This is a genomic window from Kocuria tytonicola, assembly GCF_003687175.1.
GTDB lineage: Bacteria > Actinomycetota > Actinomycetes > Actinomycetales > Micrococcaceae > Kocuria > Kocuria tytonicola.
Window position 1 is genome coordinate 754,977 of sequence record NZ_RDEX01000001.1, and the last position, 20,110, is coordinate 775,086.

Below are 20,110 nucleotides of genomic sequence, written 5' to 3' on the forward strand. Positions count from 1 at the left end.
GCGGCGGGGGCGGGCCGGTTCACGTCACGACGGCCGTGCTGCTCAGGCCGCGGGCAGCATCCACGAGAGCACGTTGGACTGCAGGAACACCAGGCAGCACAGCACCAGCAGCATGCCCAGGGACCACGGGACCACGGAGCGGAAGATGCTGGACTCCTTGCCCTGCATGCCCACCGCGGAGGACGCGATGGCCAGCGACTGCGGCGAGATCATCTTGCCCACCACGCCGCCCGAGGTGTTCGCGGCGGTCATCAGGTGCGGATCCAGCCCGGAGCCCAGTGCCGCGGTCTTCTGCAGGTTCGCGAACAGGGCGTTGGCGGAGGTGTCGGAACCGGTCACGGCGGTGCCCACCCAGCCGAGCACGGGGGAGAAGAACGCGAACGCGGCACCCAGCCCGGCCACGAAGGTGCCGATGGCGAGCGTCTGACCGGAGAAGTTCATCACGTACGCCAGGGCCAGCACGGACATGATGGTCAGGGCGGAGAAGCGCATCTTCCACGCGCTGCGCCCGATCTCCGCGAGGGCGTTGCCCAGGGAGAGCCGGAACCGGCCATGGCCGTTGAACACCGTGTAGATCACGGCCACCAGCAGGCCGGTGATGAGCATCAGGGTTCCGGGGCTGGAGAGCCACTGGAAGTTGTAGACGGTGCCGGAGATGGCCTCGCCCTTGGCGTTGAGCAGGTGCCCGTGCAGTCCGGGCCAGGGGATCTTGACGTCCGTGGAGGCCAGCGCCTTGGGCACGTTCACGCCCGCGGTCCACAGCTTGGCGATGCCGAAGATCGTGACCACCAGGACGTAGGGCAGGACGGCCATCCAGATGCGGCCGGGGGTGAGCGCGGCGGCCTTCTCCGGGCGCTCCACACCCAGGTCCGCGCGGACGGCCTCCGCGCCCCGGGGGCGCCAGAACCGCATGAGGACCACTGCGGCGGCGAGGGCCGCGAGGGACGCCACCACGTCCGTGAGCTCGTAGGAGAAGTGCGAGGCGCACCACCACTGGGCGATCGCAAAGCTGCCGCCCACCACGAGGGCTGCGGGCCATGCCTGCTTGAGGCCGCGGGCGCCGTCGACGATCAGGAGCAGGATGAAGGGAACGACCAGTGCGAAGAACGGGGCCTGGTGTCCCACGACCGCGCCGATGTGCGCGGGATCCAGGTCCGTGAGCGTGCCGGCCGTGGTGATCGGGATGGCCACGGAGCCGAAGGCCACGGGGGCGGTGTTGGCGATCAGCACCACGGTGGCCGTCTTGAGGGGCTTCAGACCCAGCGAGAGGATCATGGTCGCCGTGATGGCCACGGGGGCGCCGAAGCCGGCGAGGGCCTCCAGCAGGCCGCCGAAGCAGAAGGCGATGAGCATCGCCTGGATGCGGAGGTCGCCGCCGCCGATGGTGTCGAAGATGGTGCGCAGGTCCTCGAAGCGGCCGGAGAGCACCGTCACCTGGTAGAACCACAGGGCCATGACCACGATCCACACGATCGGGAAGAGCCCGTACACCGCACCCTGCGTGGCGGTCAGGGCGGCCAGGTGGGCGGGCATCCCGAAGCCGAGGATCGCGACCAGCAGGGCCACGAACAGGGAGGTCAGGCCGGCCACGTACGCGCTCGCCCGGAAGGCGAGCAGCATCACGAAGAAGGTGAGCAGGGGCAGGCAGCCGACCAGGGCGGACAGGCCCACGCTGCCTCCCACGGCATCGGTCGCGGCGGTAAAGGTGTTCACGCGTTCTCCCAGGGGTGAGGCCGGATCGGAACCGCAGTTCCGGGATCGAGGGGTGGTCCCGACGGGGCGGCGTGCACCGGGTCCGGGACCGGTCGTACGATAAGTGGTCAGACCACAGTGGTCCGACCACACAGCGTACATGATCCAGATCACACCGTGAAGGTGCCGCACCCCGCCGGGCGCGCTGCGGCAGCCGCTCTGCGAGCACTTTCCCGGAGCGTGCCGTGCATTGTTGTGATCCGACTCACGGGCGTAGCCTGGTCTGGCCACAGAGATGGACCGGGGCACAGCATCACCGGGGCAGACGGTTGGGAGACCACAACATGAGAATCGCGCTCTTCGCCACGTGCATCGTGGACGCCATGTATCCGAAGGTGGCACTGGCCACCGTGCGGATCCTGGAGCGACTGGGGCACGAGGTGGTGTTCCCCCAGGGGCAGGGCTGCTGCTCCCAGATGCACGTGAACAGCGGCTACTTCGAGGACGCCGTGCCGGTGATCCGCAACCACGTGCGCGCCTTCACGAGCGTGGACTACGACGTCGCCGTGGCCCCCTCCGGCTCCTGTGTGGCCTCCCTGGGCCACCAGCAGCCCATGGTGGCCCGCGAGTGCGGTGACGACGCCCTGGCGGAGGACGCCGCCATGGTCGCGGACAACACCTACGAGCTCTCCGAGCTGCTCGTGGACGTGCTCGGGGTGACGGACGCCGCCGAGCAGCTGGGCTCGTACTTCCCCCATCCCGTGACCTACCACCCCTCGTGCCACGGCATGCGCCTGCTGGGTCTGGGGGACCGCCAGAAGGACCTGGTGCGCTCCGTCGCGGAGATCGACTTCCACGAGCTGCCGGACGCCGAGGAGTGCTGCGGGTTCGGCGGCACCTTCTCCTTCAAGAACCCGGATGTCTCCGGTGCCATGGCCGAGGCCAAGCTGCGCAACGTGGAGAGCTCCGGCGCCTCGCTGTGCACGGGCGGGGACGCCTCGTGCCTGCTGCACCTGGGCGGCGCCGCCTCCAAGCGCAACGTGGACGTGCAGACAGTGCACTTCGCGGAGATCCTGGCCTCCACCCGCAGCAACCCGCTGACCGTGGACGGGCCCGTGGAACTGTCCATCCCCCAGCCCGGCCGCCGCCCGGCGGGCCGGACCACCCCGGCAGGAGCAACTCGATGAGCGTCACGTCCCTCGGCATGCCCGCGGTGCGCCCCGTGCACGGACAGGGCAACCTGCACGCACAGGTGGCGTTCCCCAAGGCCGCCAAGAAGGAGTTGCAGAACGAGCAGATGCGCGCCAACATCCGGCACGCCACCCACACCATCCGCCACAAGCGGGCCGGTGTGGTGGGCGAGGTCCCGGACTGGAGCGAGCTGCGTGACGCCGGCTCCGCCATCAAGGAGACCGTGATGGCGCACCTGCCGGAGCTGCTCGAGCAGTTCGAGCAGAACGTGGTGGCACAGGGCGGCGTGGTGCACTGGGCCCGGGACGCGGACGAGGCCAACGCCATCGTCACGCGCCTGGTGCAGGAGCAGGACACCACGGACGTCATCAAGGTGAAGTCCATGGCCACCCAGGAGATCGGCCTGGACGAGCACCTGGCCGAGCACGGGATCACCGCCAGGGAGACGGACCTCGCCGAGCTCATCGTGCAGCTGGGCCGGGACAAGCCCTCCCACATCCTGGTGCCGGCGATCCACAAGAACCGCGAGGAGATCCGCGAAATCTTCAGCCGCGAGATGCCCGGCGTCACGGACGATCTCACCAGCGAGCCCCGTGTGCTGGCCGAGGCCGCCCGCCAGCACCTGCGCGAGAAGTTCCTCACCTCCAAGGTGGCGATCTCCGGTGCGAACTTCGGGATCGCGGACACCGGCACCCTCTCGGTGGTGGAGTCCGAGGGCAACGGCCGCATGTGCCTCACCCTGCCCGAGACCCTCATCACCGTGATGGGCATCGAGAAGCTGCTGCCCACCTACCAGGACCTCGAGGTGTTCTTCCAGCTCCTCCCGCGCTCGTCCACGGGGGAGCGGATGAACCCCTACACCTCCCTCTGGACGGGTGTGACCCCGGGGGACGGGCCTAAGAACTTCCACGTGGTGCTGCTGGACAACGGCCGTTCCGCGGTGCTCTCGGACCCCAAGGGCCGCTCCGCGCTGCACTGCATCCGCTGCTCCGCGTGCCTCAACGTGTGCCCGGTCTACGAGCACGCGGGCGGGCACTCCTACGGCTCCACCTACCCGGGGCCCATCGGGGCGATCCTCTCGCCGCAGCTCACGGGGATCACCTCCGAGAAGAACGCGTCACTGCCGTACGCGTCCTCGCTGTGCGGTGCGTGCTACCAGGTGTGCCCCGTGAAGATCAACATCCCGGACATCCTGGTGCACCTGCGGGACGAGGACATCCGCACCCAGCACGGGCAGCGCGTGGACCAGTCGGCCCCCGCTCCCGCCTCCCAGGATCCCGCCGTGGGCGGTCAGGACGACTGGCGCGAGGAGAAGTCTCTCACCCAGGACGAGGGCCGCGGCGGTCAGGACACCTCCCCGCGCGAGGGCTCGCTGCAGCAGCTGGGCTCGCGCGCCCGTCGTGCCGGTCGCCGCGTCCGCGAGGCCGTGCCGTCGCGCGGTCTGCCCACGCAGATGGACGCCATGATGAAGGGCGCCTCGTTCGTGATGTCCTCCGGTCAGCGCATGGCCATGGCGGAACGGGGGCTCCCGCTGGGACGTGTGGTGGCCGGGCGCGACCACGCGATCGGCTGGCTGCCGGGCGTCGTCGGCGGCTGGACGGACGAGCGCAACGTGCCGGAACCGCCCAGGGAGTCCTTCCGCAACTGGTGGAAGAAGCACGAGGGCGAGACGGCCGAGCGGCTCGAGCGCGACGGCGTGTCCGGCGCGGAGGACCCGGTCTCCGCGGACGACGCCGCGGCCCGGCACTCCGCGGCCACCGGTGGTTCCCCGGCCGACGGCCCGGGCGACGACGAGCCGGGAGCCGGACCGGACGCCGTCGCCGGCGCCGCGTCCGAGTCGACGGGCGATCCTGAGCGGGACAACATCGAGCGCGGCGAGGGCCGCCAGCAGAACGGAGGCCGGGCATGAGTGCGGACGCCAAGACCCAGATCCTGGAGCGGCTCCACGGCGCGCTGGCGGACCACCCGCAGGCCCCGGAGGTGCCGCGTGGCTACCGGCACACCTCCGAGCTCTCCCGCGAGGAGATCGTGGACATGCTCGAGGACCGCCTGGTGGACTACAAGGCCAACGTGTTCCGTGAGACCACGCAGACCGTGGCGGACCGGATCGCCACGCAGCTCGGTGCCTCCGCGCGGTACGTGATTCCCGAGGGCCTGGACACCGCGCTGCTCCCCGAGGAGACCGCGGCGCGCCGGGCCATCGTGGACCCCAACGACGGGCGCAAGGCCTCGGCCCTGACCGTGCGGGACCTCAACCGGGTGGACGCCGTGGTGACCTCGTCCACCGTGTCCTGCGCACAGACGGGAACCATCTTCCTGTCGGGGCGCCCGGACGAGGGACGGCGCGCCATCACATTGGTGCCCGACCACCACATCTGCATCGTGCCGCTGGACACCGTGGTGGAACTGATCCCGGAAGCCATGTCCCGGGTGGAGCCCACCGCGCCCACCACCATGATCTCGGGCCCGTCCGCCACGTCGGACATCGAGCTCGAGCGCGTGGAGGGGGTCCACGGGCCGCGTACGCTGGACGTGATCCTGCTGGGCTGACCGGTTACCGGGCGGCCCCCTCCGCGGACCGCCCGGGGCGCTCCGACCCTCAGAACGACGCGCACGAGATGCCGTCCACCACCGGGTGGGCGGCATCTCGTGCATCCGGCGCCCAGCGTCAGCCGCCCCTGACGCACATGCCGTGACTGTGAGGTGGAGCAACTGCACGCTACTGCCGGGTAGAGCGCAGTTGCTCCGTCAGTGCAGGCGGGGAAGGACGTGGCAGCGCGTCCCGGCGGCGTTCTTGCCCCGGTTCGGTGGTGCCGCCTCGTCAGTAGCTGGGCTGGGTGGGGTCCACGTCCTCGATCCACGCCAGGATGCCGCCGTCCAGGTGCTTGAGGCTGTCCTCCCGCAGGGCGTAGTCCGCCCGCAGCGCGGCAAGGGCCTGCGCGGAGCGGACCCCGGCCTTGCAGTGCAGGATCACGTCCCCCTCGGTGCCCGCGGGCAGTGCCCGCACACCGTCGGCCAGCAGGCGGTCCAGGGGCACCGCCACGGACCCGGGGATCGAGACGAGCTGACGTTCCCAGTCCTCCCGCACGTCCACCAGCGTGAACGCCGCCTCCCCGCGTTCGCGGGCGGCCAGCAGCTCCGCCAGCTCGGTGGCCGCCACGATCTCGACGGCGCTCGGTCCGGAGTGCGGGACGCCCACCTGACCCGGCGCGGCTCGGCCGGGGGTGCCTGCCGCGGTGGTTCCGCTTCTGCGTCCCAGCCCGGCGCCGCCACCGTCCGGTCCGCCAGAACCGTCCACGCCCCCGGCACCGCCGGGCACCTGGCCTGCCGGTGCGCCCCCGGCGGGTGCGCCGGGAACCGGGGGAGCGGCGTCGTCGGGTCCGGGCAGGCCGCATGCCACCAGGACCTGGGAGAGGTCCGTGACGGGCTCGCGGCGCGGGTCCGGCAGCACAGTGAGGGTGCGCCACGTCTGGGCGAGGGCGTCGTGGACCAGGACACGGCCCACGAGCGGTGCGCCCATGCCGGTGAGGAGTTTGAGCGCCTCGGTGGCCATGACGGAGCCGATGGTCGCGGGCAGCACGCCCAGCACGCCGCCCTCGGCGCACGAGGGGACGGACCCGGGCGGGGGCGCCTCGGGGTAGAGGTCCCGGTACACGGGCCCGTGCCCGGCCCAGAACACGGAGACCTGGCCGTCGAAGCGCAGGATGGAGCCCCACACCACGGGGATTCCGGTGAGCTCGGCGGCGTCGGCCACGAGGTAGCGGGTGCCGAAGTTGTCCGCGCCGTCCAGCACGAGGTCGTACCGGGCGAAGATCTCGAGCGCATTTGACGGGCTCAGTCGGGTGTCGTGGGTGCGCACGGTCACCAGCGGGTTGAGCCGGGCCACGGCGGCCGCGGCGGAGTCCACCTTGGGCCGGCCCACGTCCGCCACGGTGTGGACCACCTGGCGCTGCAGGTTGGAGACGGAGACGACGTCGTCGTCCACGATCCCCAGGGTGCCCACGCCCGCGGCCGCGAGGTACTGGAGCGCGGGGGCGCCCAGGCCTCCCGCTCCGACCACGAGCACGCGGGCGTTCTTGAGCCGGCGCTGCCCCACCGGCCCGAACTGCGCGAGCGTGAGGTGGCGCGAGTAGCGTTCGAGCTCCTCACGGGTGAGCTCCGCGGCCGGCTCCACAAGGGGGTCGAACGTGGGCAGCGCGCTCATCGGGGGCCGCTCCCGTCTGCGCGGGGCGCTGCGGGGGAGGTGTCCACGACGTCGGACGGCGCGGCCTCCCCGCCGCCCACCACGCCGGATCGGCCCGTGGTGGTGGGCGCGGTGGTGGTCCCTCTCCGGTCCGCACGCCGCCCGTTCCCGGGTTCGCCCGCGGCCTCGGCCACGGCGCGGGCGGGCCAGTCGCCCCGCGGTGCCTCCTGGTCCGAGCCGATGCGCCCGGCCATGGGGGAGGACGCCAGGGCATGGGTGCGGCGCGCGATGCGTCCGGCCCCGCGGGCCAGTCGGCCGGCCTCGACCGCGTGCCGCATCGCGGTGGCCATGGCCACGGGGTCCTGCGCGCGGGTCACGGCGGAGGCGAGCAGCACGGCGTCGCACCCCAGTTCCATGGCCAGGGCGGCCTCCGAGGCGGTGCCGATCCCCGCGTCCAGCACCACGGGCACGGCCGCGCGGGAGGCGATGAGCTCGATGTTGTGCGGGTTGAGGATGCCCAGCCCCGTCCCGATGGGTGCGCCCAGCGGCATCACGGCCGTGGCCCCGGCGTCCTGCAGGCGCAGCGCGAGCACGGGGTCGTCGGAGGTGTACGCGAAGACCCTGAAGCCGCGGCGCACGAGCTTCTCCGTGGCGTCCAGCAGCTCCACGCCGTCCGGCAGCAGGGTGTCCTCGTCCGAGATGATCTCCAGCTTGACCCAGTCGGTCTCCAGGGCCTCCCGCCCAAGTTCGGCAGTGAGCAGGGCGTCCCGCGCGGTGTAGCACCCCGCGGTGTTCGGCAGCACCCGGATCCCGTGGCGGCGCAGGATCCCGTAGAGGCTGTCCTGCGGTGCCGCCGACGACGCCGCCGCGCCGCCTTTCGTGCTCCTCCCGGTCCCGTGGGCCGGACCGGGGGCGAAGCGGCGCAGCGCCACGGTGGTCAGCTCGGTCCCGGAGGCGAGCAGGGCCCGTTCGAGCATGGCGAGGTCCGTGAGCCCACCGGTGCCCATGATGAGCCGGGACGTGAGATCCACGCCGTCGATGCGCAGCGCAGGCTGGTCCTGCGGTGCGTGGGGGGTCGCGGACCGGTGCGGCAGAGGGGCGCGCGGGGCGTCGTCGTGCGTCATGGTGCTCAGCCCCCCTGCACCGCGGTGACGATCTCCACGGACTGCCCGGGGACCACCGCGGTGGTGGCCCACAGGGAACGGGGGACCACGGTGTCGTCCACGGCCACGGCGATCCCCAGGGGGTGGCCGTCCGCGGCGGTGCCGTCCGGGCCGATCTCCCGGCCGGTGAGCTGGGCCACCGCGTCCGTGAGGGTGAACCCCCCGGCCACCGCCACGGGTGAGCCGTTGACGGTGGCGGTGCCCGCGGCGTCGTCGTCCGGGGCGGGCGGGGGCGGGAACTCGCCGGCCGCTGGGGCGGGAGGCTCCGGGGCCGCGGGGGCGGCGGCGTCCTGGTCGTGGGACGGGGAACCAGCAGTGCTGTACTCCGGGGCGGAGTGCGCGGTGGGGGTGGGGTCCGGGGCGTCGGTGGGGGTCATGCCAGTCCTCCCAGCATCGGGGTGGGGTCGGTGGGTTCGTCGGAGCCGCAGTGGCGGGCGGGGTCGGTGGCGGCGAGGAACCCGGCGTCCTTCGCGTGGTCCACGTCCGGGTCCAGGACTCCCGTGACCAGCTCGGCGGCCAGTCGTGAGGCCACCGGGGTCAGCAGGATGCCGTGCCGGAAGTGGCCCGTGCTGACCACCAGACCGGGCACGGAGGTGGCTCCGAGGTAGGGGAGGTCGTCCGGGGTGCCGGGGCGGGCGCGGGCCATCATCTCCAGGACGTCGCAGTCGTCGATCGCGGGGACCACGGTGCGGGCGTCCCGCAGCAGCTGGTGCACGCCGCCGGCGAGCACGGACTCGCGGCCGTCCTCGCGGCTCGTGGCACCGAGCACCAGGGTTCGGTCCGCCCGCGGCACCATGTAGACGGGCCGCCCCAGCACCTGGGCACGCACGGTGCGGGTCAGCAGGTGCTCCTCGCCGGGGGCCAGGACGGAGTCGGGGACGCGCAGCCGCAGGATGTCCCCGAACACGGGCCGCAGCCGCAGGTCCAGGTCCTCCGGGAGGCCTCCCACGGTGTTGGCGGTGAGCCCTGCGGCCACCACCACGGCGTCCGCGGGAATCCGGGTGCCGTCGTCCAGGACCACCCCGGCTGCGGCGTGGGGGCCCTTGCGGGGAACGTGCACGGACTCCACCCGGTGGGTGAGCCACGTGACGGGACCCGGGTCCGGGGTGCTGCCGAGCGTGTCCAGGAGGGGTGCGTTGAGGGCCTCCACCATGGCGGTGGCGAGCATCCGTGGGTCCACCTGCCGGTCCGAGACGATGCGCACGGCACCACCCAGCCGTGGTGCGAGGGCCGGCTCCAGGGAACGGGCCTCGCGGGTGGAGATCTCCTCCACGTCCATCCCGGAGGCGATCTGGTGGGAGGCGAGGTCGGAGAGCGAACGCGCGTCAGCGGCGTCGGCGGCGACCACCAGGGTCTCCTCCGTGCGGTAGCCGGCGGGCAGGCCGGTGGCTTCTGCCACGCGCTCCACGAACTGCGGGTACTCGGCGGCCGAGGCGCGCATGAGGGGGTACAGGCGCTCCTGCCCGTACTGGGTCTCGGCCACGGGGGCGAGCATGCCGGCGGCGGCGCGGGTGGCGCCCCAGGCGGGCCGTGGGTCCACCACGGTGACGGCGGTGCCGCGGCGGCGCAGCTCCAGAGCGGTGGCCAGGCCGATCAGCCCGGCCCCGGCCACCACGACGTGCGCGGGGACGTTCTCGGACAACTTTCCTCCCTCCGGCGGCATGACCCGCATCAGGTGACCGGTCGGCGACTCACGCCCTCTCAGCCCGCTGCGGGTGGTCTGTGACGCGTGCGGGCTCCCGTGGAACTCGTCGGGCGGCACGGGGTCGGCTGCCGGACGACGCCGCCAGTCTAGCCCTCGCCCCGTGCCACGTCCCCGGGGCTTCGCGGCGGGCTGAGCGACCGCCCCGCGCGCGGGTGCGGGGTTCGTGCCACCATGGCGTCATGGCACAGACCGAGGACCAGGGAGAACGCCGCCGTGACCAGCTGAGGGACGCGCGGCTCTACGTGTGCGTGACGGCGCGGCAGGAGCGCGGTGACCTGCGAGAGTTCCTGCACGGCGCGTACGAGGGCGGCGTGGACATCATCCAGCTGCGGGACAAGACGCTGGAGGCCGCGGCGGAGATCGAGGCCATCGGGGTGCTCGCGGAGGTCGCCCGCGAGCACGGCAGGCTGTTCGCGGTGAACGACCGCGCGGACGTGGCCCTGCTGACCGGCGCGGACGTGTTCCACGTGGGCCAGGGGGATCTCACCACCGAGCAGGCACGCACGGTGCTGGGCCCGGACGTGGTGCTCGGGCGCTCGTGCCACACACCGGCTCAGGTGGACGCGGCGCTCGCTGACCCCGGGCTGGACTACTTCTGCACCGGCCCCGTGTGGGAGACCCCCACCAAGCCGGGCCGCTCAGCCGTGGGCCTGGAGCTGCCCCGGTACGCCGCGCGGCACGCGGGGGACACGCCGTTCTTCGCCATCGGGGGCGTCGACGCCGCCCGGCTGCCCGCCGTGCTCGACGCCGGCGCCTCGCGGATCGTGGTGGTGCGGGCGGTCACCGAGGCCACCGACGTCACCGCAGCCGCCCGGGAGCTGCGGAACGCGCTGCCCGCATGATCTGGCGGTGCCCGGGCGAGGGCAGCACGGAGAGGGCGGTGCGGGCGGCGCGAGACGGAGGGCGGCTGACTCTCCCGCGGGTCAGTGTTTCCGGCTGCACTGCCCGGGGTGCTGCTCGCACCACGGGGTGACACCCGGGAAGCTGCCCCGGTGGGCGGCCACCCAGCGGTAGACGGCCTCCACGGTATGACCCACCAGCGGCAGGTTGTAGAACGTGCCGAAGCAGCGGCCGCCCAGGGCCGTGTCGAGGATGGCGGAGATGGCTCGCGCGCCGCTCGTGGCACGTACGTCCGAGTCCGAGCGCGTCCCCTTCGGGGCGGGCTCGTTGGTAGCGCTGCCGGTGCCCACTCCGCGTGTGGCACGCACGCCCGAGTCCGCGGGGGCGCCGGCCGGGGCACCGACATCGGCGCCGGTGGCGGGGCGCGAGTGCGTGGACGAGCGTGAGGGGGTGTGCCCATCGGCGTCGGTGTCCGAGGCGGCGTGCTCGGCGGGAACGGCCCACACCGAGGTGTTCGCCTGCTCCGGGGTCAGCCCGAAGCGTTCCAGGACGCCCGGGCCCTGCCACGGGTGCAGCTCGATCCGACCGTGGCGGTCCAGCGCCCGGACCCAGCCCACGGACCGGGTGCAGAACCCGCACCGGCCGTCGAAGACCACGTGCAGCCGGGTGCTCACAGCGTCACGCTCCCCGTGACGCACACCGTGCAGGAGCCGCCCACGCGCACGGTGCCCGTCGTGTCCGTGCTGACGTGCACCATGCCGCGGCGGCCCATCCTGGTGCCCTGGCGCGCGGTGTACGTCTGCGGGGCGCGGCCCGTGCGCAGCAGCCACTGGGCCAGGCCCGCGTTGAGGCTGCCGGTGACGGGGTCCTCGCAGCCGGGAGTTCCGGACACGAACGCGCGCACCTCGTAGTGGTGCTCCGCCCCCTCGGGGGCGGGGCCCACCACGCCCACCTTGTGCCCGTTCAGCGCCGTGAGGTCCGGTTCAACGGCAAGCACCTCCTCTGCGGATCCCAGCAGCACGGCGGCCCACCCGGGGCCGTTGTCCACCCACTGGTGCGCCAGGACCTGCTCCGGCCGGAGTCCCAGAGCGGTGGTGACCGCCTCCAGAACCTCGGGTGCGAGGTCCCCGGAGCGGAGGGTGGGCGGGGCCTCGAAGGCCAGGGCGGCGTCGTCGTCCGGGGAGGGGTGGATGCGCACGAGACCCGCGGCGCACTCCTGCACGAGCACGGGGGCGTGCGGCGAGTTCCCGGCGGCCAGCCAGGCGCGGGCCGAGCCCAGGGTGGGGTGGCCCGCGAACGGCAGCTCGCGGTCGGGAGTGAAGATCCGCAGCCGGTAGTCGGCGTCGGGGGAGGTGGGCGGCAGGACGAACGTGGTCTCGGAGAGGTTGGTCCAGCGCGCGAAGCGTGCCATCTGCTCGTCCGTGAGGTCCGAGCCGTCCAGGACCACGGCCACGGGATTGCCCCGGCAGGGTTCGGCGGAGAACACGTCCACCTGGGCGAACGGGCGGTGGCGGGGCAGTGATGTCATGACCACGATTCCACCACGGCCGGGCGCGCGGTGGCACGCAGGGACCCCGTGCGCGTCGTCCAGGAGAACGCAACGGCGTCCGAGGCGGGGGCGGACATGAAAAATCCCCTTGCTCCGGTTGCGGAGGAGCAAGGGGATTCGAGTCGGGATGACAGGATTTGAACCTGCGACCTCGTCGTCCCGAACGACGCGCGCTACCAAGCTGCGCCACATCCCGCTGCTGCACGGACGGAGCCCGCGAACAACTGCTCCAGCATAGCGTCAGGATTCGGGGAATGCGAAATCCCCGCCGGGCCCGCGGGTACGCTCGCCACCATGGGACGAGCAGGTGGTCAGGCGGTCACCCCGCGCACGTGGTGGCGCGTTGGCGCGGCCATGTTCACCGTGGGATTCGGCGCAAACCTCTTCGCCCCGATGCTCGAGGTGTACCGCTCGCAGGACGGGCTGAGCGAGTCCTTCGTGACCGGGATGCTGGGGATCTACGCGGCCGGGCTGGTGCCCGCGCTGCTGGTGTTCGGGCCGGTGTCCGACCACCGGGGCCGACGGGCGGTGATGCGCCCCGCGCTCGCCGTGGTGCTCGTGGCGTCCCTCGTGCTGGCGCTGTCCTCCCAGGCCTCGGACTGGCTGCTCTACGCGGGGCGGTGGGTCATGGGTTTCGGCGTGGGCATGGCCATGTCCTCGGGGTCCGCGTGGGTCAAGCAGCTCAGCACGGACCGCCCGGGTGCCGGGCCCCGCCGGGCCACGGTGGTGCTCTCCGGCGGTTTCGGCGCCGGGCCCCTCGTGGCCGGCCTGCTGGCGCAGTTCCTTCCCGCTCCCCAGGTCACGCCGTTCGTGGTGCACGCGGTGCTCGTGCTCCTGGCGGGCGCGCTCGTGTGGCGGGTTCCCGAGACGCAGCTCCCCGCCCGGGGGCCCCGCGCGGCGCGGCCACTGGTGCCTCCCGTGGCCCTCACGGCCCGGTTCTTCTGGGTGGTTGCGGCCTGGTCCCCGTGGGTCTTCGGCACGGCCACGGTGGCGTTCGCGAGCATCCCGTCCTTCGTGATCGGCATCGTGCGGTTCCCGGTGGCGTACCTGGGCCTGGTGGCTGCCACGGTCATGTTCACGGGCGTGCTGGTCCAGCCCCTGGCCTCGCGGCTGGGGGAGCGGGGCTGGCTCCCGCTGTCCGTCACGGGCCTCGGGGCGGCGAGCGCCGGTCTCCTGCTCGGCGCCGTGACGGTCGCGGGGCAGCTGAGCTGGCTCGCGTTCCCCACCGCCGTGATGCTCGGGGTGAGCTACGGGCTCATGATGGTCGCCGGGCTGCGCGAGGTGGAGCTGCTGGCCCGCCCGCACGACCTCGGGGCGCTGATCGGGGTCTTCTACACCCTCACCTACGTGGGCTTCGCGGTGCCGTTCGTGCTGGCCGTGCTGGCTCCTGCCGTGGCGGAGCTCGCCGGGGTGGGCGCGGGCACGGGATTCGTGTGGTGCCTGCTCGCCGGGGTGCTCGTGTGCGCCGTGTCCGCCGTTCCCGTGGCCCGTGCGGCCTCGCGCGGGGTTCCGGACCCGGGGACGACGGCGTAGCGCCCCTCCGCGACGCCGGTCCCGGCCGTGCCGCGGGCCTCAGCGCGTGACGCGCTCCAGGACCTGCAGCACGTGCTCGTAGGGCTCTCCGGTGGCCTCGGTGAGGGCCTGTTCGCACGTCCGGTTCACGGAGGCGTACGCCTCGAAGTCACCCGCGCGGACCTCGGCGGCCTCCCGCGCCGTGGCGGAGGCCGTGAGCTCCGGGTGCAGCATCCCGCGGTCCCCGGCGTAGCCGCAGCAGCCCCAGGACACCGGCACCGTGACCTCCCGCGCGCACGCGTTCGCCACGCTCAGCAGGTCCTCCGTGATCCCCAGGTGCACGGACGAGCACGTGGGGTGCACGGCCAGTGTCTCCAGCGGGGACGTGGGGTCCAGGCGGGGGAGCACGTGCTCGGCGGTGAACGTCACCGCGTCCACGAACTCGAGCTCCCCGTACCGGGGGTGCTCCGCCGCGAGCCGTTGCATGGTCGCCAGCCCCTCGGTGCAGGACGCCGCATCGCACACGACCGGGAGCCGACCGCGGTCCGAGGCCTCCCACAGCAGGCCGAGGGTCCGCTCGGTCATGGTGGCGTAGCCCGTGGGCAGGCCCTTGGACTTCCACGGGGTGCCGCAGCACGCCGCGTCGATGCCCTCGGGGATCCGCACCGCGACCCCGGCGCGCTCGCAGACCCGCAGGAACGCCTCGGACGTGTTCGGTCCCTCTCCCGTGGCCGTGCCGAACATCGCGTTGATGCACGCGGGGAAGAACACGGCGCGGACGGCGTCGTCCTGCACGGGGTCCGACGCCGCGTGGTCCTCGCGGCCGCCCGCCGCGCCCACTCCCGTGGCCCGGGGATCTGCGGCCCTGGAATCCGTGGTCCTGGAATCCGCAGCACGGCGAAGCGGGAGCTCGGCGGAGGACGGGCCGGGCGGCGTCGTCAACCGGGAGCGCGCGCCGCCGCCCGCGGGCAGGGACGCGTTGTAGCGCGGCACGGTGTCCGCCCCGAGCACGGCGCGGGCGGCGCGCGTGGCGGAGGAGGGCAGCGCCGGGGGCATGCGGGAGGCCAGGGTCAGCGCGAACGATGCCCCGGCGGAGGTGGCGGCCCAGGAGCGGGCGGCCGCGGCCCACGCGAGGTCCGCGACCCTCGAGTGGTTCTCCGCGCGGAGCCGCCGCACCAGGTCCCCGGTGTTGATGTGCACGGGGCACGCCGTGACACACATGCCGTCCACGGCGCAGGTCTGCAGCCCCGCGTAGTCGTACTCGCGGCGCAGCCGGGCGGCGAGCTCAGCGTCCCCGCGCTCCTCGGCCTGCGCGATCTCCCGGCGCCCCACGATGCGCTGGCGCGGGGTGAGCGTGAGGTCCTGGGACGGGCACACGGGCTCGCAGTAGCCGCACTCGACGCACCGGTCCACCTCGGACTCCACGGGCGGGGCGGTCTTGAGGTCCCGCAGGTAGGCGCGCGGGTCGGCGGTGAGGATCACGCCCGGGTTGAAGCGGTGGTCGGGGTCGATGAGCTTTTTGAGCTCCACCATGACCGCGTGCAGCTCGTCCCCGTACTGCCGCCGCACGAACGGCGCCATGATGCGCCCCGTGCCGTGCTCGGCCTTCAGGGACCCGCCGTGACCCAGCACCAGGTCCACCATCTCCTCCGTGAAGCGTTCGTAGCGGGTGAGCTGGGCGGGGTCGTCGAACTGCTCGTTGAGCATGAAGTGGACGTTGCCGTCCTTGGCGTGGCCGAAGATCACGGAATCCCGGTAGCCGTGCGCGTCGAACAGCCCCGTGAGCTCCTCGCACGTGGTGCCCAGCTGGTCCACGGGCACCACCACGTCCTCCAGCAGGGCGTTGGTGCCCTGCGGCCGGTTGCCCGCCACGGTGGTGTACAGGCCCTTGCGCACGGTCCACAGGCTCGCGCGCTCCCGGGGATCGGTGGTCAGGGCCACGGGGCCGGCGAGGTCCAGCGCATCGAAGGTGGGAAGGGCCGCCTCCGCGAGGTCCCGCACACCCTCGGGGGTGTCGTGCTGGTACTCCACGAGCAGGGCGGCCTGCTGGTCCACGGGGATGTCCATGATCACGGGCGGTGCGAGGCCCGTGCGCTGCGAGACCGCGAGCGAGGTGGCGTCCAGCAGCTCCAGCGTGGCGCAGCGCGAGGCCACGAGGCTCGGCACCGCGCTGGTGGCGGCCACGACCGTGGGGAACACGAGCAGCCCGGTGGACACGTGCGGGTGCACGGGAACGGTGCGAAGTGTCGCACTGGCCACGAAGCCCAGCGTGCCCTCGGAACCGATCATGAGGTGCTCGAGGATCCGCACCGGGTCCTCGTGGTCCAGGAACGAGTTCAGCCCGTAGCCCATGGTGTTCTTCATGGCGAAGAGCCGTTCCACGGTCCGCACGGACTCGGGGTTGCCCCGCACCCGGTCCCGCAGCTGCAGCAGGCCCTCGAACAGCTCGGGCTCCCGCGAGCGCAGCTGCTCCGCGGCATCCGGGGCCGCGGTGTCCAGGACCGTGCCGGAGGGCAGCACGAGCACCATGGACTCCAGGGTGCGGTACGTGTTGAACTCGGTGCCGCACGCCATGCCGGAGGAGTTGTTGGCCACCACGCCGCCCAGCGTGCACGCGGTCTCGCTCGCCGGGTCCGGTCCCAGCGCCCGCCCGTGCGGGGCCAGCAGCGCGTTGACGCGCCGCACCGTCACGCCCGGCTGCACCCGCACGCGGGCGCCACCGTCCAGCACCGCCACGTCCTTGAAGTGCCGCCGCACGTCCACGAGCAGCTGGTCCGTGACCGCCTGCCCGGACAGGGACGTGCCGCCCGAGCGCAGGGTCAGCCCCGCCCCGGTGCCCGCGGCCGCCGCGAAGATCCGCCCCACCTCGTTCTCGCTGCGGGGGCGCAGCACCGCGTGGGGCTGCATCAGGTAGTGGGACGCGTCGTGCGCCACCGCGCGGCGCTCCAGCTCCCCCGCCACCACGACGCCGCTGCCGCACTCCTTCTCGATCCGCCGCACCGCGCGGTGCAGCGGCGAGTCCCCGGTGCCGACCCCGCCGGGTGCCCCGCCCGGGGAACCCGGCCCCGCGCCGTCGTGCGCCGGACGGGGGAAGGGGAAGGGGAGGCGGGAGGGAGTCATGCGGGAACCTCAGTCGGTGAGCGTGACCAGGACGGCCTGGGGCGGGCAGAAGAGGCGGACGGGGGCGAAGCGGGACTCGCCCAGTCCCTGGGAGATGTTCACGGGCACGCCGCGGTGGGTGATCAGGCCCTTGCAGAGGGCCGGGTCCAGGTCGCAGTTGCTGACCAGTGCGCGCCCACCGGGCAGGCACACCTGGCCGCCGTGGGTGTGGCCCGCGAAGACAATGTCAGCCCCGTCCCGCGCGAAGCGGTCCAGGGTGCGCAGGTACGGTGCGTGGGCCACACCGATGCGGACGCCCGGGGCCTCGGTGCCGGGCGCAGGGAAGCCGGGGTGGCGGTCGTAGTGCAGGTGGGGATCGTCCACGCCCGAGAAGTCGATGAGCGTGCCCGCAATGCGCAGCCGGTCGGAGCGGTTGACGAGGCCCGTCCAGCCGCGCTCGTCGAAGGCCCGGTGCATGTCCTCGGTGGGCAGCCGCGGGGCCTCGTCCTTCTTCTCGCTCGCGGTGGTGCGCCACAGGTAGCGGGCCGGGTTCTTGGGGCGCGGCGCGAAGTAGCAGTTGGACCCGGGCACGTACACGCCCGGGAAGGCGAAGAGCGGCCCCAGGATCTCCAGCAGGTACGGCAGCGCGGCCATGTGGGAGAGGTTGTCGCCCGTGTCCACCACCAGGTCCGGCTCCAGCGCCGCGAGGGAGTGCACGAAGCGCTTCTTGGCCTCCTGGCCCGGCACGGTGTGGAGGTCGGAGATGTGCAGGATCCGCAGCGGCCGCGAGCCCGCGGGCAGCACCCGCACGGTCTCCTCCCGCAGCTGGAAGCGTCGGCGTTCGCCGAACACCGCCCAGCCGAGCGTTCCCACACCCGTGGCGACGAGGCCCGCCCCGGCCCCCGCGAGGATGCGGGTGACCGGGGCGGGCGAACCGGAGCTGCGGCTCATCACTTCTTCGTGGACAGCACGCTGGCGGGGGGCTCGGAGAACGGCTTGGTGCTGTAGCTCGGAGCCACCTCCTGCATGTACTTCTGCCACTGCCCACCGGCATAGGTGGCACCGTCCACCCAGTCCGTGCCCGATCCGCCGCTCTTGCCGCCGATGTTCAGCCCGTTGAGGGAGCGGGAACCGTACTGGTAGTTGCCCACCCACGAGGCGGTGGCGAGCCCCTTGGTGTAGCCGAGCATCCAGGTCTGCGTGGAGTTGTCCGTGGTGCCGGTCTTGGCGGCCGAGGCGTTCGGCAGTCCGATCCCGCGCTGGTACGCGGACCCCTTCACGAGCACCTGTTCCAGGACGTGGTTCACGCCCTGGGCCACTTCCTTCTTGATGACCTGCTGGCACTTGTCCGCGGGGACCTCGTAGGTCTTGCCGCGGGCGTCGCGCACGTCGGTGATGGCGCGGGGTTCGCACATCACGCCGTCGTTCGCGAACGCGGAGAACGCCCGGGCCATGGTCATGGGGGAGATGTCCGCCGAGCCACCCAGCAGGGCGGAGAGCACGGTGGTGTCCACCGGGTCCCCGGTCTTGCCGTCGTGGATGCCCAGCGCCTTGGTGATGTTCCCGATGGCGCACAGGTCCAGGTCCGCGGCCATGGCGTAGAGGGCCGAGTTGATGGAGTTGTAGATGCCGTAGTCCACGTCCATCACCTTGTTGTAGCCCTCGGTGGCGTTCTGGAAGGACAGGCCGTTGCCGTCCGTGCCGGGCTCGATCTTGTACCCGTTGGGAAGGCACGAGGCCTTCCACTGGTAGTCCGCCGGGTAGTTCAGCCTCCGGGCGTCGATGCTCGCCTTCACGCCCTTGCCCGAGTTGATCCACTCGGCCAGGGTGAACGGCTTGAACGTGGAGCCCACCTGGAAGCCGCCCGCGCCGCCCACGTTGGAGTCCACGTTGAAGTTGTACGTGGTGTTGGAGTCGCCCTCGGCACCCGAGTAGTTGGTGTTCTGCGCCATGGAGACCACGTGGCCGTTGCCGGGCTCCAGGGAGATCAGCGCCGTGGACACGTTGTCCGGGTTGTTGTCCTTGGGCTGCGTGGCGTTGACCTGGGTCTCGGCCGCCTTCTGGGCCTTGGGGTCCAGCGTGGTCCTGATGGTCAGACCGCCGCGCTGCAGCGTGGCCAGGCGCTCCTCCGGCGTGGCGCCGTAGGTGTCCGACTGCATGACCTGGTTCTCCACGTAGTCGCAGAAGTACGGAGCGGACTTGGCCGCGGTGCACCCGGAGCTGGTGTGGTGGATGTCCAGGTTCATGGGCTCCTTGGCGGCCTGCTCCGCCTGCTGCCGGGTGATGGCACCGGTCTGCACCATGGTGTCCAGGACGATGCTGCGCCGCTGCGTGGAGGCCTCCGGATTGACCTCGGGGTTGTAGTAGTTGGGGGACTGCACCATGCCCGCCAGGGTGGCGGACTGGGCGATGCTCAGCTCGGAGGCGTGGATTCCCCAGAAGTACTGGGACGCTGCCTCCACCCCGTAGTTGGAGCCGCCGAAGAGGACGACGTTGAGGTAGCCCTCCAGGATCTCGTCCTTGGACTTCTCCTGCTCCATGGAGATGGCGAGCTTCATCTCCTTGATCTTGTCCACCACGCCCTTGTCCGCGCCGATGGTGCTGGCCTGCTCACCATTGCGGACCTGCTGGTCGATGATGAGGTTGTTCACGTACTGCTGCGTGATGGTGGAGGCGCCCTGGCGGTTGCTCGGACGCAGCAGATTGTTGCCGATCGCGCGCACGATGCCCCACGGGTCCACACCGCCGTGGTCGTAGAAGTCACGGTCCTCGATGGAGAGCAGCGCCTTCTGCATGTTGGGGGAGATCTCCTTCAGCGGCACCGGCTCGCGGTTCTGCGCGAAGAACTTGGCGATCTCCGTGCCGTCCTTGGCCACCACGGTGGAACTCTGGGACACCGGCCCCGACTCCATGTCCGAGGGCAGGGACTTGAACCATCCGATGGAGGCGTTCGCGGCCGCTCCTGCGGCCGCGGCGGGGGGGATGAGAAGCCCGGCCGCCACCACTCCGGCCACGACGGCGACGGCGATGAACGCGACGACGTTGCCCAGAACCGAGGTGGGCTCGGAGCCCGAGTTTTTGCGTGATGCCATTGCGCCAGTCTACAAGCCGGGCCCGCACGGACGGGCCACAGCGCGGGGCGGCCCACTGTGATTTTCCCGGGGCGGGTCTCGCCC

At 72.4% G+C, this 20,110-nt stretch carries 14 protein-coding genes, 1 tRNA gene and 1 pseudogene; 5 read left to right on the plus strand and 11 right to left on the minus strand.

Annotated elements, in window-relative coordinates; translation table 11 throughout:
• Nucleotides 1–42: 42 nt before the first annotated feature.
• Complete coding sequence (locus EAE32_RS03410) at nt 43–1,713, minus strand: L-lactate permease (protein WP_121864185.1); 1,671 nt, start codon at nt 1,711–1,713, stop codon at nt 43–45.
• Between the two features lie 323 nt (nt 1,714–2,036).
• On the opposite strand from EAE32_RS03410, the gene EAE32_RS03415 reads away from it, so the two are divergent.
• The 3 genes from EAE32_RS03415 to EAE32_RS03425 are packed head-to-tail and all read left to right on the plus strand — an operon-like array spanning nt 2,037 to nt 5,433.
• Nucleotides 2,037–2,879 carry a (Fe-S)-binding protein gene (locus EAE32_RS03415; protein ID WP_121845718.1) on the plus strand — a complete coding sequence of 281 codons (843 nt, stop codon included), beginning with the start codon at nt 2,037–2,039 and terminating at the stop codon, nt 2,877–2,879.
• Nucleotides 2,876–4,792 carry a lactate utilization protein B gene (locus EAE32_RS03420; protein WP_121864186.1) on the plus strand — a complete coding sequence of 639 codons (1,917 nt, stop codon included), beginning with the start codon at nt 2,876–2,878 and terminating at the stop codon, nt 4,790–4,792. The genes EAE32_RS03415 and EAE32_RS03420 overlap by 4 nt, the downstream gene beginning before the upstream one ends.
• Nucleotides 4,789–5,433 carry a LutC/YkgG family protein gene (locus tag EAE32_RS03425; protein ID WP_121845720.1) on the plus strand — a complete coding sequence of 215 codons (645 nt, stop codon included), beginning with the start codon at nt 4,789–4,791 and terminating at the stop codon, nt 5,431–5,433. Before EAE32_RS03420 ends, EAE32_RS03425 begins: the two co-directional genes overlap by 4 nt.
• Nucleotides 5,434–5,704: 271 nt before the next feature.
• Here the strand turns inward: EAE32_RS03425 and moeB are convergent, their stop codons facing one another.
• From moeB to thiO, 4 genes and pseudogenes are all read right to left on the minus strand, one after another.
• Nucleotides 5,705–7,087 (minus strand): molybdopterin-synthase adenylyltransferase MoeB, encoded by a 1,383-nt coding sequence (moeB, locus tag EAE32_RS11955; RefSeq protein WP_243635556.1) that lies wholly within the window; start codon nt 7,085–7,087, stop codon nt 5,705–5,707.
• 221 nt (nt 7,088–7,308) lie between these two features.
• A pseudogene (locus EAE32_RS03440) lies at nt 7,309–8,073 on the minus strand (thiazole synthase); the annotation flags it as partial.
• Nucleotides 8,074–8,195: 122 nt separating this feature from the next.
• Entirely contained in the window at nt 8,196–8,606 is a 411-nt protein-coding gene (thiS, locus tag EAE32_RS12165) for a sulfur carrier protein ThiS (protein WP_121864187.1), read from the minus strand.
• Nucleotides 8,603–9,901, minus strand: a complete 1,299-nt coding sequence (gene thiO / locus EAE32_RS03450) for a glycine oxidase ThiO (protein WP_341537792.1) — start codon at nt 9,899–9,901, stop codon at nt 8,603–8,605. The genes thiS and thiO overlap by 4 nt, the downstream gene beginning before the upstream one ends.
• Before the next feature lie 212 nt (nt 9,902–10,113).
• Between thiO and thiE the strand changes: the two genes are divergently transcribed.
• Entirely contained in the window at nt 10,114–10,776 is a 663-nt protein-coding gene (thiE, locus tag EAE32_RS03455; RefSeq protein ID WP_121846834.1) for a thiamine phosphate synthase, read from the plus strand.
• 81 nt (nt 10,777–10,857) lie between these two features.
• Here the strand turns inward: thiE and EAE32_RS11965 are convergent, their stop codons facing one another.
• The 3 genes from EAE32_RS11965 to EAE32_RS03475 form a co-directional block, all read right to left on the minus strand.
• Complete coding sequence (locus tag EAE32_RS11965; RefSeq protein ID WP_243635557.1) at nt 10,858–11,448, minus strand: thiol-disulfide oxidoreductase DCC family protein; 591 nt, start codon at nt 11,446–11,448, stop codon at nt 10,858–10,860.
• A complete protein-coding gene (locus EAE32_RS03470; RefSeq protein ID WP_121864189.1) occupies nt 11,445–12,302 on the minus strand; it encodes a PhzF family phenazine biosynthesis protein in 858 nt (285 codons plus the stop codon). Before EAE32_RS03470 ends, EAE32_RS11965 begins: the two co-directional genes overlap by 4 nt.
• A gap of 143 nt (nt 12,303–12,445) precedes the next feature.
• Nucleotides 12,446–12,519, minus strand: a tRNA-Pro gene (locus EAE32_RS03475).
• A gap of 98 nt (nt 12,520–12,617) precedes the next feature.
• Between EAE32_RS03475 and EAE32_RS03480 the strand changes: the two genes are divergently transcribed.
• Entirely contained in the window at nt 12,618–13,856 is a 1,239-nt protein-coding gene (locus EAE32_RS03480) for an MFS transporter (RefSeq protein WP_121864190.1), read from the plus strand.
• A gap of 39 nt (nt 13,857–13,895) precedes the next feature.
• Here the strand turns inward: EAE32_RS03480 and EAE32_RS03485 are convergent, their stop codons facing one another.
• From EAE32_RS03485 to EAE32_RS03495, 3 genes are read right to left on the minus strand one after another with little or no spacing between them, the layout of a single operon-like run.
• Nucleotides 13,896–16,955 (minus strand): FAD-binding and (Fe-S)-binding domain-containing protein, encoded by a 3,060-nt coding sequence (locus EAE32_RS03485; protein WP_121864191.1) that lies wholly within the window; start codon nt 16,953–16,955, stop codon nt 13,896–13,898.
• Nucleotides 16,956–16,964: 9 nt separating this feature from the next.
• Complete coding sequence (locus tag EAE32_RS03490) at nt 16,965–17,885, minus strand: metallophosphoesterase (RefSeq protein WP_121864192.1); 921 nt, start codon at nt 17,883–17,885, stop codon at nt 16,965–16,967.
• Nucleotides 17,885–20,026 (minus strand): transglycosylase domain-containing protein, encoded by a 2,142-nt coding sequence (locus tag EAE32_RS03495; RefSeq protein ID WP_121845444.1) that lies wholly within the window; start codon nt 20,024–20,026, stop codon nt 17,885–17,887. Before EAE32_RS03495 ends, EAE32_RS03490 begins: the two co-directional genes overlap by 1 nt.
• Nucleotides 20,027–20,110: the final 84 nt, after the last annotated feature.